The organism is Clostridioides sp. ZZV15-6597 (assembly GCF_020657815.1).
Taxonomy (GTDB): domain Bacteria; phylum Bacillota; class Clostridia; order Peptostreptococcales; family Peptostreptococcaceae; genus Clostridioides.
In genome coordinates, this window is sequence record NZ_JAGWCT010000005.1 from 51,256 (window position 1) to 68,373 (window position 17,118).

At 28.7% G+C, this 17,118-nt stretch carries 16 protein-coding genes; all 16 read left to right on the forward strand.

Features of this window, described 5'->3' with window-relative positions; translation table 11 throughout:
- The first annotated feature begins 14 nt into the window (after window positions 1-14).
- On the forward strand, window positions 15-1,010 hold the full coding sequence (locus KGF52_RS02310) for a peptidylprolyl isomerase (RefSeq protein ID WP_227839020.1): 996 nt from the start codon (window positions 15-17) through the stop codon (window positions 1,008-1,010).
- Window positions 1,011-1,133: 123 nt separating this feature from the next.
- On the forward strand, window positions 1,134-1,673 hold the full coding sequence (locus KGF52_RS02315; protein WP_227436300.1) for a stage V sporulation T C-terminal domain-containing protein: 540 nt from the start codon (window positions 1,134-1,136) through the stop codon (window positions 1,671-1,673).
- A gap of 119 nt (window positions 1,674-1,792) precedes the next feature.
- A complete protein-coding gene (locus KGF52_RS02320; RefSeq protein ID WP_227839021.1) occupies window positions 1,793-3,406 on the forward strand; it encodes a polysaccharide biosynthesis protein in 1,614 nt (537 codons plus the stop codon).
- 106 nt (window positions 3,407-3,512) lie between these two features.
- Window positions 3,513-4,961 carry a nucleoside triphosphate pyrophosphohydrolase gene (gene mazG / locus KGF52_RS02325; RefSeq protein ID WP_227839022.1) on the forward strand — a complete coding sequence of 483 codons (1,449 nt, stop codon included), beginning with the start codon at window positions 3,513-3,515 and terminating at the stop codon, window positions 4,959-4,961.
- An 88-nt stretch (window positions 4,962-5,049) separates the two neighbouring features.
- The gene (locus KGF52_RS02330) at window positions 5,050-5,328 is read left to right on the forward strand and encodes an HU family DNA-binding protein (protein ID WP_227436295.1); all 279 of its coding nucleotides are present in this window, start codon (window positions 5,050-5,052) and stop codon (window positions 5,326-5,328) included.
- 71 nt (window positions 5,329-5,399) lie between these two features.
- Window positions 5,400-5,642: an RNA-binding S4 domain-containing protein gene (locus KGF52_RS02335; protein ID WP_227436285.1), complete on the forward strand. Its 243-nt coding sequence runs from the start codon at window positions 5,400-5,402 to the stop codon at window positions 5,640-5,642.
- Between the two features lie 61 nt (window positions 5,643-5,703).
- Window positions 5,704-5,958, forward strand: a complete 255-nt coding sequence (locus tag KGF52_RS02340) for a YabP/YqfC family sporulation protein (protein WP_003421411.1) — start codon at window positions 5,704-5,706, stop codon at window positions 5,956-5,958.
- A complete protein-coding gene (gene yabQ, locus KGF52_RS02345) occupies window positions 5,959-6,489 on the forward strand; it encodes a spore cortex biosynthesis protein YabQ (protein WP_227829095.1) in 531 nt (176 codons plus the stop codon).
- A 5-nt stretch (window positions 6,490-6,494) separates the two neighbouring features.
- The gene (locus KGF52_RS02350; protein WP_227436281.1) at window positions 6,495-6,779 is read left to right on the forward strand and encodes an FtsB family cell division protein; all 285 of its coding nucleotides are present in this window, start codon (window positions 6,495-6,497) and stop codon (window positions 6,777-6,779) included.
- Window positions 6,780-6,891: 112 nt separating this feature from the next.
- Window positions 6,892-7,812, forward strand: coding sequence for a Ppx/GppA phosphatase family protein (locus tag KGF52_RS02355; RefSeq protein WP_227839023.1), 921 nt, complete (start codon window positions 6,892-6,894; stop codon window positions 7,810-7,812).
- 89 nt (window positions 7,813-7,901) lie between these two features.
- Complete coding sequence (gene spoIIE, locus KGF52_RS02360) at window positions 7,902-10,274, forward strand: stage II sporulation protein E (protein WP_227829093.1); 2,373 nt, start codon at window positions 7,902-7,904, stop codon at window positions 10,272-10,274.
- A gap of 350 nt (window positions 10,275-10,624) precedes the next feature.
- On the forward strand, window positions 10,625-12,514 hold the full coding sequence (gene pepF, locus KGF52_RS02365; protein WP_227829092.1) for an oligoendopeptidase F: 1,890 nt from the start codon (window positions 10,625-10,627) through the stop codon (window positions 12,512-12,514).
- A 117-nt stretch (window positions 12,515-12,631) separates the two neighbouring features.
- Complete coding sequence (gene galU, locus KGF52_RS02370) at window positions 12,632-13,597, forward strand: UTP--glucose-1-phosphate uridylyltransferase GalU (protein ID WP_227839024.1); 966 nt, start codon at window positions 12,632-12,634, stop codon at window positions 13,595-13,597.
- A gap of 499 nt (window positions 13,598-14,096) precedes the next feature.
- On the forward strand, window positions 14,097-15,716 hold the full coding sequence (rho, locus tag KGF52_RS02375) for a transcription termination factor Rho (protein WP_227829090.1): 1,620 nt from the start codon (window positions 14,097-14,099) through the stop codon (window positions 15,714-15,716).
- Between the two features lie 151 nt (window positions 15,717-15,867).
- Window positions 15,868-16,068 carry a 50S ribosomal protein L31 gene (rpmE, locus tag KGF52_RS02380; protein ID WP_003421397.1) on the forward strand — a complete coding sequence of 67 codons (201 nt, stop codon included), beginning with the start codon at window positions 15,868-15,870 and terminating at the stop codon, window positions 16,066-16,068.
- A gap of 144 nt (window positions 16,069-16,212) precedes the next feature.
- A complete protein-coding gene (locus KGF52_RS02385) occupies window positions 16,213-17,106 on the forward strand; it encodes a DUF1385 domain-containing protein (protein ID WP_227839025.1) in 894 nt (297 codons plus the stop codon).
- The last annotated feature ends 12 nt before the right edge of the window (window positions 17,107-17,118 follow it).

Here is a 17,118-nt window from a genome sequence, read left to right on the forward strand (position 1 = left end):
GGGATGTTTTAAATTTGAAAAAAGTAATAACGTTAGTAATAGCTATGATAGTTGTAGTATCAATAACAGCTTGTAGTGCAAGCACAGATGGAACTGTAGCAACAGTAAACGGTACAAAAATATCATCAGATGAATTTAAAAAAACTATAGCTCTTTATAAAGATTCTATGGAACAAACTTACGGAAAAGATATCTGGGACAAAGAAGTTGAAAAAGGAGTAAAGTATAAGGACAAGTTTAAAGACTTAATTCTTGAACAACTTATAACTACAGAAGTTATATATTCACAAGCTAAAAAAGATAACTTACTTCCTAAAAAAGAAGATGTTGAAAAAAGTTTTAAAGATTTAAAAGATGCTATGAGTAAAGATGAAAAATATAAAGAGCAACTTGAAAAATTAGGTATAGATGATACATTTTTAAAAGACCAACAAGAAAAAGATTTAGCTATGCAAAACTATCAAGCTAATTTTACTAAAGAAACTAAAATATCAGATGAAGAAATGAAAAAATACTATGATACACATAAAGATGAATTCAAAAAAGATGAGGTAGAAGCTTCTCATATTTTATTAAAAACAGTAGATGACAACAATAAACCACTTTCAGAAGAGAAAAAGGCAGAAGCTAAGAAAAAAGCTGAAGAAGCCCTTAAAGAAGTTAAATCAGGTGAAGATTTTGCAAAGGTTGCAAAGAAATATTCACAAGATGCTTCAGCAAGTGATGGTGGTAAATTAGGATTCTTCTCAAGAGGTCAAATGGTCGCTGAATTTGAAGAAGCAGCATTTTCTATGAAAAAGGGTGAAATATCTAACTTAGTTGAAACTCAATATGGATACCATATAATCAAAGTAACAGATAAAGTAAATGAACAAACACCATTTGAAGATTCTAAAGAAACTATAAAAGATCAATTATTAAAAAACAAATATCAAAAGAAAATAGAAAAATTAACTAAAGAAGCTAAAGTAGAAAAAGATGAAAAAGTAATAAATACAATCACAATCTAAAAACTAAAAAAATAGTAATATGCTTAAAAAAGCTATATCTGGAGAAGATATAGCTTTTTTTGTATATTTTTCTTAACAATGGTAAAAATAAACTTAAAGTAATTTATGGAGGGATTAAAAAATATGAAAGCAACAGGTATAGTTAGAAGAATAGATGATCTTGGAAGGGTAGTTATCCCAAAGGAGATAAGAAAGACATTAAGAATTAGAGAAGGAGATCCTTTAGAGATATTCACAGCAAAAGATGGAGAAGTCATACTTAAAAAATACTCTCCAATAGGAGAATTAAATGAATTCTCCCAAGAATATGCTGAAACATTAGCAGAAGTATTAGGATATGGTGTATTAATAACCGATTTAGATTCTATAATAGCTGTATCTAAACTTCCTAAAAAAGATTATAAAGAAAAAAGTATAAGTGATGAGTTAGAAGCAATAATAAGTGAAAGAACAGTAAAGTACTCAAAAGATAAAAATATTTTACCTTTATTTAAAGAAGACCAAAAGGAATATATTAGTCAAGTTATTATGCCTATAATTAGTGCATCTGGTGACTGTATAGGTTCTATTGTAGTTGTTTCAAAAGATAAAGATACAATTGCAGAAAGTGAAGAAAAATCTTTAAAAATAGCTGCTAACTTTTTAGGAAAACAAGTTCAATAATTTTATCATAAAGACCTTTTACGTGAAGGTCTTTTGAAGTTTTTGTTTAAAATATTGAATATAGCATTAAAAATATGGTATATTAAAGTTTGTTATATAAACAGTATGGAGGTTATGTTATGAACAATAACAAAAACAAAGACTCCTTTTTAAAAGGAGCCCTTATACTTGGGCTAGCAGGTGTAATCGTAAAAATAATGGGTGGATTTTTTAGAATTCCCCTTGGGAACATGATTGGTTCAGAAGGAATGGGATACTATCAGGCGGCTTATCCTGTGTACACTCTATTTTTAACATTAGCTACTGCTGGATTCCCAACAGCTGTGGCAAAATTGGTTTCGGAAAAAGTTGCTATTGGAAATTATAAAGGTGCAAATAAGATATTTAAAGTATCGCATACAGTTTTATTTATAACTGGTATAATATCATTTTGTATATTGTTTTTTGGAGCCGACTACATAGTAACAAACATAATGAAAAATCCTGGTGCATTGTACTCTATGAAAGCTATTGCTCCAGCTTTATTATTTGTTCCAGCGATGTCAGCATATAGAGGATATTTTCAAGGTAGACAAGACATGACTAAGATTGCTGTGTCTCAAGTTGCAGAGCAATTTTTTAGAGTTGTATTAGGTCTTACTTTGGCCTACCTACTTATGAAAAGTTTTGGGCAAACTTTAGGAGCAGCAGGTGCTATATCAGGAGCTACAATAGGTTCAGTAGCATCTATGGTTTATCTGATGTTTGCTTATATGTTAGGAAGAAGAGAACGTAGAGCTGAGATAGATGCGAGTCAAAGGTTCAAGGATGAACAAGTTTCTTATATCTTTAAAAAGCTTTTAACAGTTGCTATTCCGATAACAATAGGTGCATCAGTAATGCCACTTGTAAATATGATAGATAATGTTATTGTAATAAGAAGACTTATGGAAGCAGGCTTTACATATAAAGTAGCAAATTCAATGTTTGGTCAATTGACAGGTATGGCAATGGCAACAATAAATTTACCAGCCGTTATAACAACTGCAATGAGTATGAGCTTAGTTCCAGCTATTTCTAAAGCATATGCATTAGGTAATAAATCAAAGGCTAGAAAAGATACTAAAAGTGCTGTTAAGGTGACTTTACTTATAGTATTACCTTGTGCGTTTGGTATGGCATCATTAGCGATACCAATAATGGGTCTTTTATTTCCACATGAGCCATCATCTGTAGGAACTATCTTGTTTACTCTTACTCCATGTGTACTGTTCCTAGGATTAATACAAACATTAACAGGTATAATTCAAGGAATGGGAAAACCCATAGTTCCCGTAATTGCTCTATGTGTGGGTATGTTATGTAAGATTGTTATAAGTTACACATTGACAGGTATACCAGATATCAATGTATTAGGTTCAGCTTTTGGAACAGTTACAGCATACTTTGTGGCAGCTATGATTAACTTATTATATGTTAAAAAATATATGAATGTAAAATTTCCTAAGAAGGAATTTATAATAAAACCATTTATAACAGTTATGACAATGTTTATAATGGTTAAGTTGAGTTATGGTGCTTTAGTTGGATTATTGGGCAATAGTCTATCTACAATAATCGCAATAGGTGTTGGTGGGATTGTATATGTAGTAGTTATTCTTGGAATAGGCGGAATTAAAAAAGAAGAGATATTAACTATGCCAAAAGGTGATAAATTATATAAATTGTTAAAAAAAGTTAAACTTATAAGATAATATAGGAATATATATGCAAATAAAGGAAATACTATACAAATAGTAAAGCTCCTTATTTGTATAATAATACAAAAATAAAGTGAAATTTGCTAATGGGAGTGATGTTATGGGTAAGATAAGTATTGTAGGGCTTGGACCAGGAGACTATTCTCTTATAAGCCAAGGTGTACTGGAATCTTTAAAAAACAGCCCTAGAGTCTTTTTTAGAACAGAGAAACATCCAATAATTGATAAACTTAAAGAAACTATACAATACACTTCTTTAGATTACTTTTATGAAAATGAGGAAAACTTTGAGAGTGTTTACTTAAAAATATCTGAATTTATTATAGAAGAATCTACAAAAGGTGATTTAGTATATGCGGTTCCTGGTCATCCAAGGGTCGCAGAAAAGACTGTAAGTATAATAGAGAGACTTGCCGATGAAAAGCACATAAAAGTGGAGATAGTACCTTCTATGAGCTTTGTAGACGCTATGTTTAACTATTTAGCTATAGACCCATCTGATGGATTTAAATTGATAGATGCCTTTGAGATAGAAAACTCATACATAGATTTAGATACAAGTATGATAATAACTCAAGTGTATGATAAATTTATAGCATCAAATGTAAAGTTAAAACTTATGGAATATTATGATTATAATCAAGAAGTATGTATAGTAAATGGAGCAGGTGTCAAAGATTTAGAAAGTAAAAAGTTTATAAAATTATGTGAATTAGACAGAAATGAAAACTTTTTTGACTATTTAACTAGCTTATATATACCCAAAAGTTCTAAAAAGATGTATAATACAGTACATGACTTAGAAATAATAGTTAATACATTAAGAAGTCCATCTGGATGTGAATGGGATAAAAAACAAACACATCAATCATTAAAAAATTCTGTTATAGAGGAAGCATATGAACTTTGTAATGCAATTGATAATAATGATATAGATGAAATGGTAGAAGAGCTAGGAGATGTTCTTTTACAAGTTATATTCCATTGTCAGATAGGTAATGAGGAAGGCTACTTTGATTTAAAAGAAGTGGTAAATGGTATATGCAAAAAATTAATTCATAGACATCCTCATATATTTAATGGTGTAAAACTAGATATGTCTAAGTTTGAAAAAACTTGGGAAGAGTTAAAGAAAGAAGAAAAAGGCGAAAGCACTGTAACAGATGGCCTTAGAAGAATACCAAAACATTTACCAGCTCTTATGAAGGCTAGTAAAGTTCAACATAAAGCAGCTCTTGTTGGCTTTGATTGGGACAATGTAGAAGATGTATTTAAAAAAATTGAAGAAGAATATCAGGAATTACTTGACGAACACAGGGTCGGGAATATAAAATACATAAAGGAAGAACTAGGCGATTTATTATTTTCGATAGTAAATCTAGCTAGATTTTTAGACATAGACTCAGGAGAAGCCTTGAACTGTACTACAGATAAATTCATAAATAGATTTGAGTTTGTAGAAAAAAGTGCAATGAATTTAAATAGAAAATTAGAAGACATGACACTTGAAGAGATGGATGAATTTTGGAATCAGGCTAAAAAACAATAAAATTGTGGAAGGAAATTTGTCAAAAATCTAGAACTTTTATCAGAAAGATAGGAGTCTATATTATAAACATTTTTAGGAGGTAAATATCGTGAATAAAGCTGAATTAGTATCAAAGATGGCAGAAAAAAGTGGATTAACAAAGAAGGAAGCAGAGGCTGCGTTAAACGCATTTATGAGTTCTGTTCAAGATGCACTAGTAAATAATGAAAAAGTTCAATTAGTTGGATTTGGAACATTTGAGACAAGAGAAAGAGCTGCTAGACAAGGAAGAAATCCAAGAGATCCAGAGCAAATTATAGATATACCAGCTTCTAAAGCACCAGTTTTCAAAGCTGGAAAAGGATTAAAGGATACAATAAATGGATAATTAGAAATCTTGTGAAAAAGTGTGGATAAATTTACCACACTTTTTCTATAGAGCTAAGGAAGGTGATAATTATGAGATTAGATAAGTTTTTAAAAGTATCTAGGATTATAAAGAGAAGAACTGTTGCTAAAGATGCATGTGATAAAGGAATTGTCACTATAAATGGAAAAGTCGCTAAATCTTCTTCAGAAGTGAATATTGGAGATACACTAGAAATACAATTTGGAGAGAAGAAGATGAAGTTTAAGATAAATGAAGTAAGAGAGCATGTATTAAAAAATGATGCAAAAGAAATGTACGAAATTTTAGAATAAAATTAATAGTCCTCTAGTATATTAATAGTAGTATTAGTGAAATATTTACTGGGGGGATATTATGGAACAGAACATAACTTTGAAAGATAGATCAAAGCTGGTTATTTCAGGAGTCGAGCACATATATTCTTTTAATGATAAAAGAGTAGAGCTTAAAACTTCTGTAGGCGAGATGGTGATTGAAGGCGAAAACCTAGATATGAGCAAGCTAAGTATAGACGAAAATATAATTAGCATAGATGGAACTATAAATTCTATGGTATATGCAAAGCCTAAAAAGCCACAAGAAAGTTTTTTGAAAAAGGTATTTAGATAGATGATACCTTTTACTCAAGATGTAAGTATTTTCTACGCTACTATTTATGGTGGAATACTCATAGGAGTGTTGTTTGATTTTTATAGAGGCCTGAGAGGGAGTTTTAAATTCATCAATTATTTTGCAATAATTTTTGATGTATTGTTTTGGTTTCTAGCAACCATTATAATATTTATAACAATAAACCTTACAGAGTTTTTTAATTTAAGATATTACCATTTTGTGGCTTTGTTTATTGGTTTTATTTTATACTATAACACCATAAGTAAAATTGTTTTATCAATTATCAATAAAATAATTCGTTTTGTGAGGAATTCTTTTAAAAAAGTTACACACTACATAGTCAGTTTTTTAAACAATTTGTATTACGTTATAATCTATTCACTACACCTACTATTTGATATTATATTTTATATACCAAACATATTTATGGCAACAAAAAAAAGTATAAAGAGAAAATCAAATAAAAAATCAAAAAACAAGAAAAAATCAAAATCTAAGAAAAAAACTAAAACTAAAAAAAGGGTGTAGGAAAAATGAACTTAAGAAAAAAATTTTCAGGACAAATTATTGTTATCAGTTTATTTTTAGGAATATCAATTTTTAGTATAATGACAGGATTTGTATTTGAGTACGAAAAAGCTAAAGAATATAAAACAGAAATAGCAAGTCTAAATAAACAATTAAAAAAGACTGAAATACAAATAAACAGCTTAAAGAAAGATGAAAAATCATATGAAGGAGACTTAGAAGAAATAGCTAGAAAAAGGTTAAACATGGTAAAGCCTAATGAAACCGTTTATGTAGATATAAATCGCTGATTAAAACTGGCTAATAAGTCTACAAGAATATTGATTTTAAAATTTAAGATTAAATAAAAAAGTCATTCAGTTTAAGGATGACTTTTTATTTTGATTAAGGAGGAATTTTATAATGAAAATAGGAGCTATTGATATTGGGACAAACTCAATGAGATTGTTGATAGTAGATTATGTAGATGGAAAACTTATAAATAGAAAAAAATTTGTTAATACAACTAGAATTGGGCAAGGCGTAGATAGCGAAGGATATATAAAGGAAGATGCGATTCAAAGAAATATAAAAGCATTAAAAGAATTCTCTGACAAGTGTAATGATGAAAAATGTGAAAATATTTATTGCATGGGGACATCTGCCCTTAGAGATAGTAAAAATGGAGATTACTTTGTTAAACTAGCAAAAGAAGAAGCTGGTATAGATGTTGATATAGTTACGGGTATAGAAGAATCAAATTTGGGCTTTAAAGGTGTTTTAGAAGGTATACAAGAGGATAATGATATTATTGTTATAGATATTGGAGGGGGTTCAACAGAGTTTATTGTAGGTGATTCAGATGGAATTAAGTTTAATAAAAGTGAAAATGTAGGAGCTCTTAGAATGACAGAGAAATTTTTAAAACACGATATCATTGAAAATGAAGAGTTTGAAGCTATGAGTTCATTTATATATAATGAAATTAGTGAGACTTTAAATTACATAAAAGAAAAGGGATTAAAAACTCTTATAGGTATAGGAGGTACAATCACATCATTGTCAGCAATGAATCAAGAATTAGAAATTTACTCTATGGAAAAAATACATAACAGTAAAATATGCAAAAAAGAAATAGAAGAAATTCTACAAAAATTAATAAAGATGACATTAAGTGATAAAAAGAACTTAAAAGGGCTACAAGAAAAACGTGCGGATATTATAACTGCTGGTGTAAAAATATTGAATATAATAATGGAAAAATTAGAAATAGAAGAAATAACCGTAAGTGAATACGATAATTTGGAAGGCCTAATATGTCAAAAGTCAAAAAAAATGTATTAATATTTTTTGATATTTGGAACCGATTATGACAAAAAAAATTACTCCTCTTTGTTACAATTCTTAATATAAACAAAAGAGGAGGTTTTTTTATGCAAAGAAGTGTAGCAGTTGTAAAGAACAAAACTGTAAAACCAAATGTCATAAAATTAATAAGCGGATATATTGATTTTACTACGGCGGCATTCGCCGTAATGGGATTTTTACTTAGTAGGTCTATTATAGTAGACTCTGTAGCTCCTTTAGGAATTGCCTTTTTTATATGTGCATCAAAGATTGATAAGTATAAGATACCTGTATTTATATCAACATTAATAGGAATATTGTTATCATTCAATGATTTTGGAAATGTAGCAAAATATGCTGTGTGCCTTACAATATTTATGGCATTAAATAAGAAACTAAAACTATTAGATTCAATTGCCAAAATGGCGTTTATAGGTGCAATAGTATTACTTCCAATTTCCATGGGACAAGCTTTCTTTTCAGATAGGTGTGTATATAATCTGCTTGTTGCAGGTGTAGAAGCAATAATAATGTTTATATCTATATATGTATTTTCTTATGGTATAGGTTTAATGGCCAATGTCAACAATAGGATGTCTGTACGGACAGAAGAAGCCATATCAATAAGTTTACTGCTAACCTTTAGTATAATGGGGATAGGAGATATATCTTTGTTTGGAATATCTATAAGGACCATTTTGTCAACTGTATTGATATTACTGACCTCAATAGTAGGTGGAGCTACTATGGGAGCATCTAGTGGTGTAATTATTGGTGTGGCATCTATTTTAAATAATATGACATCAGCTATTTATATGGGTATATATTCTTTTTCAGGATTAATAAGTGGTGCATTTAATAAGATAAACAAATATTTCTGTATATTAGGATATATTCTAAGTTGGACAATAATATACCTATATACTTCTGGTATTACTTCAAACATGATGCAACTAAGAGATATATTGTTAGGGTGTTTGATAGTGCTTGTGTTGCCAGAAAGATTATTCAATAAGATTGAAAAATTAATAAAAAGTAATGTAGCTTCAAATGAAATTGTATACGATTATATTATGAGAAGCAAAAACTTAACGAATAGTCGATTAAATAGTATATATAAAACTTATGATGACCTTGCAGATACATTTGATAAGATAAGAGAAAAGGATAAAGTGTTAGACCAAAGAGACATAGCGAATGTAATAGATATGATTCATAATGATGAATGTAAAAGTTGTAGTATGAGAAGAATGTGTTGGGAATCAAGATTTAATCATACATACACTATGATATATAATATTCTTGAAAAAATTGAAGAGAAAGGAGAATTAAGTGTAAACGATATACCTAAAAATTTTAGAAAGGAATGTATGAAGCCAGAATCAATAGTGAAAATATCAAATCACTATTATAAAATGTTTGTATTAGATTATGATTGGAGTGTGAAGTTTTCAGAAAGTAGAAAATTAATAGCAAACCAGATAAGAAGTATTTCAAAATCAATTAAATCGCTGTCTCAGGACTTAGAGGGCGATATAATGTTGGATATAGAGAAAGAAAAAAATATATATGAACAATTAGAGAGATATGATATAACTGTTGATAAAGTAAGTTACTTAACAAAGAGTAACAGCGAATTTGAAATATCAATAGAAAAGAAGACTTGTAACGATGGTTGCATGTGTGAAAATAAAATTGTAGATATAATTTCAGACCTAGTAGGAGAGAATATGTCTGTTAGAAAAATAGGATGTCACTGTTTAGGAGGTAAATGTAAAGCAACATTTGTTAAGTCTCAAAAATATAAGGCTGTTACAGAAGTTTCAGCAATGTCTAGGGATGGACATATCCTTTGTGGAGATAATTACACATATATGGAGATAAATGATGGTAAATATATGATGGCTATAAGCGACGGTATGGGAAAGGGTAAAAAAGCTTATGAAGAGTCTTCTGCTACTATTGATATACTAGAAAAAATGATAGATGCAAAGATTAAAGATGAAATAGTCATAGATACTATAAATAATATGTTGTTATTAAAGTCTTCAGAAGAAATGTTTTCAACTCTCGATTTAGGTATTTTAGATTTAAAACGAGGTTGTTTAGAAACTATAAAGATGGGAGCATGTTCTACCTATATAAAAAGAGAGGATGGAGAAGTTGATTTAATATCATCATCATCTTTACCTGTTGGTATATTATCAGATGTAAAGATTGATAGAAAAAATGTAAAAGTTAAGGAAGGTGACTATGTTATAATGGTTTCTGATGGAATTGTAGATGCAGGAAGAAATAACAATTTAGGCGATAATTGGTTAATATATTTCTTAAAAAACATAGAAACTACTAATCCAAAGGAAATTTCAAATTTAATATTAGATAGAGCATTGGAGTTACAAGCGTTACAAATCGAAGATGACATGACTGTTCTAGTTACAAAAATATGTACAAAATAAAATTTATAAATTTCTGTGTATAATATGTGGATAACTTGTGTATAATATGTTAATAGACTTTTGAAAAAAGTAAAGTTATTAACAAAAAAAACGTATAAATCAACAAAATTTGTTGATAAGTATGGCATAAATGTTAATAAAATGTAAAAAAAGAAAAAATAAAAGCTATTATCAAAAGAGATTCATGTTGAAATAACTAAATTTCTAAGCAAGTAAAGCCTGTGAATATGTTGATTATTATGTGGATAACTATTAATTCGATATTTATTTATATAGTATGAATAATTGAATAATATATCTAAAAAAAGCCATCCTATTATTAAGTAAACTTATTGAAAGGATGGCTTTTTATGAATAGGAAATTGTGCAAAGCAATAATACCTTTATTTATCTCTATTTTTTGCATGTTAATAATAAGTATAAAAGCTGACCAAGGATATCAAAAAAATAATGATAGAGCAATTACTGTCATGAATAATGATACTGAAGATGATGCTGAAAAAAAACAAGAAATAGATTATGAAAAAACATGTTGGAATTTACAGTCTCTATTTAAAAGTGATGACCAATGGAAAAAAGAACTTAAGAGTTTTAATAAAGATACAAAAGAACTTAAAAATTACATAGGTAAAGTTACAAAGTCACCAACGCATTTGTCTTTTGCGTTAGATATCAAAGAGAAACTTGATATAAGATTAAATAAACTTTCTGCCTATGTAAAATTAAAACAAGATACTAATAAAAATTCATATAAATATTTAGATATGAGTGATAGTATGGGTAAATCTTATGGAGACTATATGGGGATTTGCTCAGATTTAGAGTTAGAGATATTAAAATTATCAAATAGAGATTATAAGAAGATTATTTCAAATAAAAATATAAATAGAAAATATGGTGTATATTTAAGAGATATAAGAAGAAATAAAGTACATTATTTGGATGATAAATCAGAAGATATTCTAAGTAAAGTGTCTTCAATAAGTAGTCTTCCAAGTCAAGTATATGAATTATTTAGAAATATGGATAGAAAAACTAATCTGACACCAGCTCAATATGCAAGTGAATTGGAATCTCCAGATAGAGAAAATAGAAAAAAAGCTTATCAAGATGAACTCATTACTTATAATGATAATATAAATACAATTGCGGGCTTGATTACTGGCCAAGTTAAAAAGAATATATTTTATTCTCAGGAAAGAGGTTATGAGTCGTCTTTAGAAATGTATTTAGAATCTGATAATGTAGATGAAAAAGTATACAATAATTTAATAAGAACTGTAAACAGTAATATGGATAGTTTACACAAATATATAGACTTAAGAAAAAAAGTCTTAAAGTTGGATAAGGTTCACTCATATGATATGTCTGTACCTATAGTTAAAGCTGTTGATAGTAATATCAACTATGAAAAGGCACAAAGTATAGTATATTCAGCATTATCACCTTTGGGAAAAGAATACAATGATGTGGTATACAAAGCGTTTAATGAAAAATGGATAGATGTTTATTCACATGAAAATAAAGTAAGTGGTGGATATTGCTTATCTGTCTATGAAAATCATCCATATATACTTTTAAATTATAATAATTCATTAGGCTCAGTTTCAACTTTATCACATGAATTAGGTCATGCTGTATATGAATATTTAAGTTCTAAGAATCAAAATTATTTTAATTCAAATCCATCTATATTTACTCATGAAGTTGCGTCTACTACTAATGAGGCATTGCTTTATGAGATGCTTATAAGAGAATCTAAAAGTAATGGAGAGAAAGCCTATTATATAACACAATATCTAGACTTAATAAAGGATACTCTTTATACACAAACTATGTATGCTGAATTTGAAAAAACTATACATGAATTAGTAGAAAAAGGAAAAAGTGTAAATGCATTAGTGTTAAACGATGCTTGGGGACAACTTCTTAAGAAGTATTATGGGCAAAACTATGAATTAGACCAATTATCTAAGGTCGGATGGGCAAGAATCCCACATTTTTATAATAGTTTTTATGTCTATAAATATGCTACAGGTTGTAGTGCAGGAGTGAGTTTCGCCCAAGATATACTAAAAAATGGATCAGATAATTATATAAATTTTCTTAAAAAAGGAAGCTCAGATTATCCAATAGACTTATTAAAAGGAAGTGGGATAAATTTAACTAATACAAAACCTATAGAAAATACAATCAAAAAATTTGACAGCTTGGTAGCAGAACTTGAAAAGCTATTATAAAAGATTTATTATAATCCACATGGAAAATATATTGAATTAATGTTAAAATATACTAAAAGTTTAAAGTCCTATTTTATAATAGGACTTTTTATCTATTAATTAGTGGGAGATGATTCTATGCAAGTTAAAGTTAAAAAAGCTGTAATACCAGCAGCAGGTTTAGGTACTAGATTTTTGCCAGCGACAAAGGCACAACCAAAAGAAATGTTACCAATAGTTGATAAACCAACTCTACAATACATAATAGAAGAGGCTGTAGCTTCAGGAATAGAGGAAATACTAATAATAACAGGCAGAAATAAAAAATCTATTGAAGACCACTTTGATAAATCTGTAGAATTAGAACTTGATTTAGAAAAAAAAGGTAAAAAAGAGTTGTTAGAAATAGTACAAAACATATCTAACATGATTAATATACATTATATAAGACAGAAAGAGCCAAAAGGACTGGGAGATGCGATTTATTGTGCTAGACACTTTATAGGTGATGAACCTTTTGCTGTAATGCTAGGAGATGACATTGTAGACAATGATGTGCCTTGTTTAAAACAATTAACAGACGCATATGAAGAGTATAGAACTACAATATTAGGTGTGCAAAAAGTGAATCCAGAAGATACTAATAAATATGGTATAATAGAAGCTAAAAATATAGAGGGCAGGGTTTATAAAGTAAAAGATATGGTAGAAAAACCAGAATCAGGAAAGGCACCTTCAAATATAGCTATTTTGGGTAGGTATATAATAACTCCTGAGATATTTGATATACTTAAGGATTTACCACCAGGTAAAGGTGGAGAAGTACAACTTACAGATGCTTTAAAAGTATTGTCTAAAAAAGAAGCCATGTATGCATATAACTTTGAGGGTAAGAGATATGATGTTGGTGATAAATTAGGATTTTTAGAAGCGACTGTCGATTTTGCTCTAAAGAAAGAAGACCTCAAGGAAGATTTTATTAAGTATTTAAGACATGTTTGTAATGAATTTGATAAAGATGTCAATGTGCTATACAATAATACAAATGAAGAAATAGATTCAGATAAGATTTGCGAAATTAAGGAGCTCGAAATTCAAAAATAATTAGGAAAGGTGATGTAGTGTGGCAAAATCAAGTCAAAAAAAGATTAATAGAATAATAGCTGTTGGGATTGTGGGTGTTCTTGTATTAACAAGTATAACAGCTGTTTTAAGTATGATTGCAGCTATGTTATAGAAATAAATAACTACTGTGGTGTACATAAATATAAAAACCATATATAACTTGATGTAGTCAAAAATTTACAGAATTCTAGTTATATATGGTTTTTAGAATTTATAAAGATAAAAAATAATTTTTATAACAGTTGCATATTTTAAGGGAAAATATTATTATAAGATATAAATATAGTGATAAATTTATAGAAGCGTGCTAAGATTGGACTTGAGATATAATAAATATAATGGATAATAATGTTTTAAATTTTATTTATTGACCATAATGTATAAATAGTGATATTATTAGACTTAACTGTTTGAATAAAACTTTTCTTTTTCATGCCTTCAATTTCCAAAAAAAGTATATATATAAATGAATATATAGATGAGGAGGATTTTTTTGATTTTAGATGATAAAGTATTAGAAGGATTGGGTAGTAAAACATTAGTTGAACTACGAGAAATAGCAAAAGAATTAAAAATAAAATCAATTACTACATATAAGAAAAATGAGCTAATTGAGATTATAAATTCTAAGAGCAAGAATGAAATAAAAACAAATGAGATAAAAGCAAATGAAGAAATTAAAGATAAAAATGAAAATATAAAAGAAGACATGAAAAATAGAAAAGAAAATATAGAGAACGAAAGCATAGAAAAAGAAGTTGAATATAAGAGCCCTGCCAAATCATATAACAAAAAAGAAATAGATAATCAGAATATTTCCCAAAGCCAAGATAACAGAAACCAAAAAAATGATTATAATAAGACATCAAATACAAATGATTACAATAAGGCATCAAATACATGTAATAGAATGGTCAGAAATAATAATAAAAACTATTATATGCCTAAACAAGTAGATGAATCTAAGATAGTAGATGAATTCAACACATCAAAGGAAGATGAAGTAGTCGGTGTACTTGAGATTTTACCAGATGGATTTGGTTTTTTAAGAGGCTCAAATTATTTATCTACTGAAGGAGATGTATATGTTTCACCATCTCAAATAAGAAGATTTAATATGAAAACAGGAGATAAGATTAAGGGTATAACTAGACATCCAAAAAGTGGAGAAAAGTTTAGAGCACTTTTATATGTTCAAAAGATAAATGATGAGAACCCTGATACAGCTATACAAAGAAATGCATTTGAGACATTGACACCAATCTTTCCAGAAGAACGACTTACACTGGAAACAAATAGAAATGAGATAGCTACAAGAATTATAGATTTAATTTCTCCTATAGGTAAAGGACAAAGAGGATTGATAGTTGCACCTCCAAAAGCTGGGAAAACAATTCTTTTAAAAAGTGTCGCAAACAGTATAGCTAAAAACCATCCAAATGTTGAACTTATAGTCCTTCTTATAGATGAAAGACCAGAGGAAGTTACTGATATGAAGGAATCTATTGAAGGAGATGTTATATATTCTACTTTTGACCAAGTATCAAGTCATCATGTTAAGGTTGCAGAAATGGTATTAAATAGAGCTCAAAGACTAGTTGAACACGGTAAAGATGTAGTAATCTTACTAGACAGTATAACTAGACTTGCAAGAGCATATAACCTTACAATATCTCCTACAGGTAGAACTTTATCTGGAGGTATTGACCCTGGTGCACTTCATGGACCTAAAAAATTCTTTGGAGCTGCCAGAAATATAAGACAAGGTGGTTCTTTGACAATACTAGGAACAGCACTAGTTGAAACTGGCTCTAGAATGGATGATGTAATTTTCGAGGAATTTAAAGGTACAGGAAATATGGAATTACACTTAGATAGAAAATTAGCTGAAAAAAGGATATTCCCTGCAATTGATATTTATAAGTCTGGGACAAGAAGAGATGACTTATTGCTTGATGATGAAGAAAAAACAGCTCTTTGGAGATTAAGAAGAGAAATGAGTAATAATTCAGTGATGGAAATTACAGATAAAGTCATTGAACTTATAAAAAGGACTAAAGACAATAAAGAATTTGTAAAATCGATAAAGAGTTTGTAAAATCAAGGAATAATTGTAAAAATAGATTATATAAAGTAATAGAAAAATCACTTGAATGGCATAATAAGTTGTGCTATAATAATGTAGTTGATAATGTAAAAAGAAAGTTAATATAATTAATTTTTTTAAATAAAGAGAAGAGGTGACTATAATGCAAAAGGAAATACAACCAAAATACAATCCAGTTGAAGTGCGTTGTGCTTGTGGGAACACATTTGTTGCTGGTTCAACTAAGGACGAAATAAAAGTTGAAATATGTTCAGAGTGCCATCCATTCTATACAGGAAAACAAAAGAACATAGAAAAAGGTGGAAGAATCGACAAATTCAAAAAAAGATTCAAAATGGACTAATTTTTATAAAAATGGAGTTGGAGGAAGCCAACTCCTATTTTATTACAAAAAAAGATTCATATTCTACTTTAAATTGTCTTTTTGTATTATAATAATAAATATGTTAAATCAAGTATTTAAAATGCAATTGAATGAGGTGAGTGGATGGGAAAACAATCTGTAGGTGGTCAAGCTGTTATTGAAGGCGTAATGATGCAATCAAAAGATAAAAGAGCTGTAGCTGTTAGAAAAAGTGACGGAGAAATAGCCTTAAAAGAAGATATAATAAAAAGTTGGGTAAGAGATAAGAATATAGATAAGATACCTTTTATTAGAGGTTCTTTTGTTATGATAGATACAATGATTCAAGGAATAAAGAGTTTGAACTTTTCTTCAGAGTTCTTTATGGAAGAAGCTGAAGAGGATAAATTTGATTTATTTATGAAGAAGATTTTTAAAGACAAGGCAAATGATATACTTATAGTATTTTCCTTGGTTGTAGCGATGATACTTTCTGCTGGTTTATTTATTTTTATACCTACACTAGTAGGAGGGGCCTTTTCTAAGGTAATACCTAGTGATTTTATGCTCAATTTAATAGAAGGTATTATAAGGATAGTTATATTATTTGCATATATAGTATTAATTTCTAGAAGTAAGGATATAGAAAGAGTATTTCAATATCATGGTGCAGAGCATAAATCTATATATTGTTATGAAAATAATTTGGAACTTACAGTAGAAAATGCTAGAAAATTTAAAAGGCTTCATCCTAGATGTGGTACAAATTTTTTATTTATAGTTATGGCTGTATCAATAATATTGTTTGCATTTTTTGGTTGGCCAAATCCAATACTTAGGATATTTATGAGAATCATATGTGTTCCTATAGTAGCAGGATTATCTTATGAAGTAATTAGAATTCTTGGAAGATATGACAATGGATTCACTAAGATTATTGCATATCCAGGTATGATGTTGCAATACTTTACAACTAAAGAGCCTGATGATGAGCAGTTAGAAGTAGCTTTAGAAGCATTAAAGGCAGTAGTAGATTAAAGAAAAGGGTAT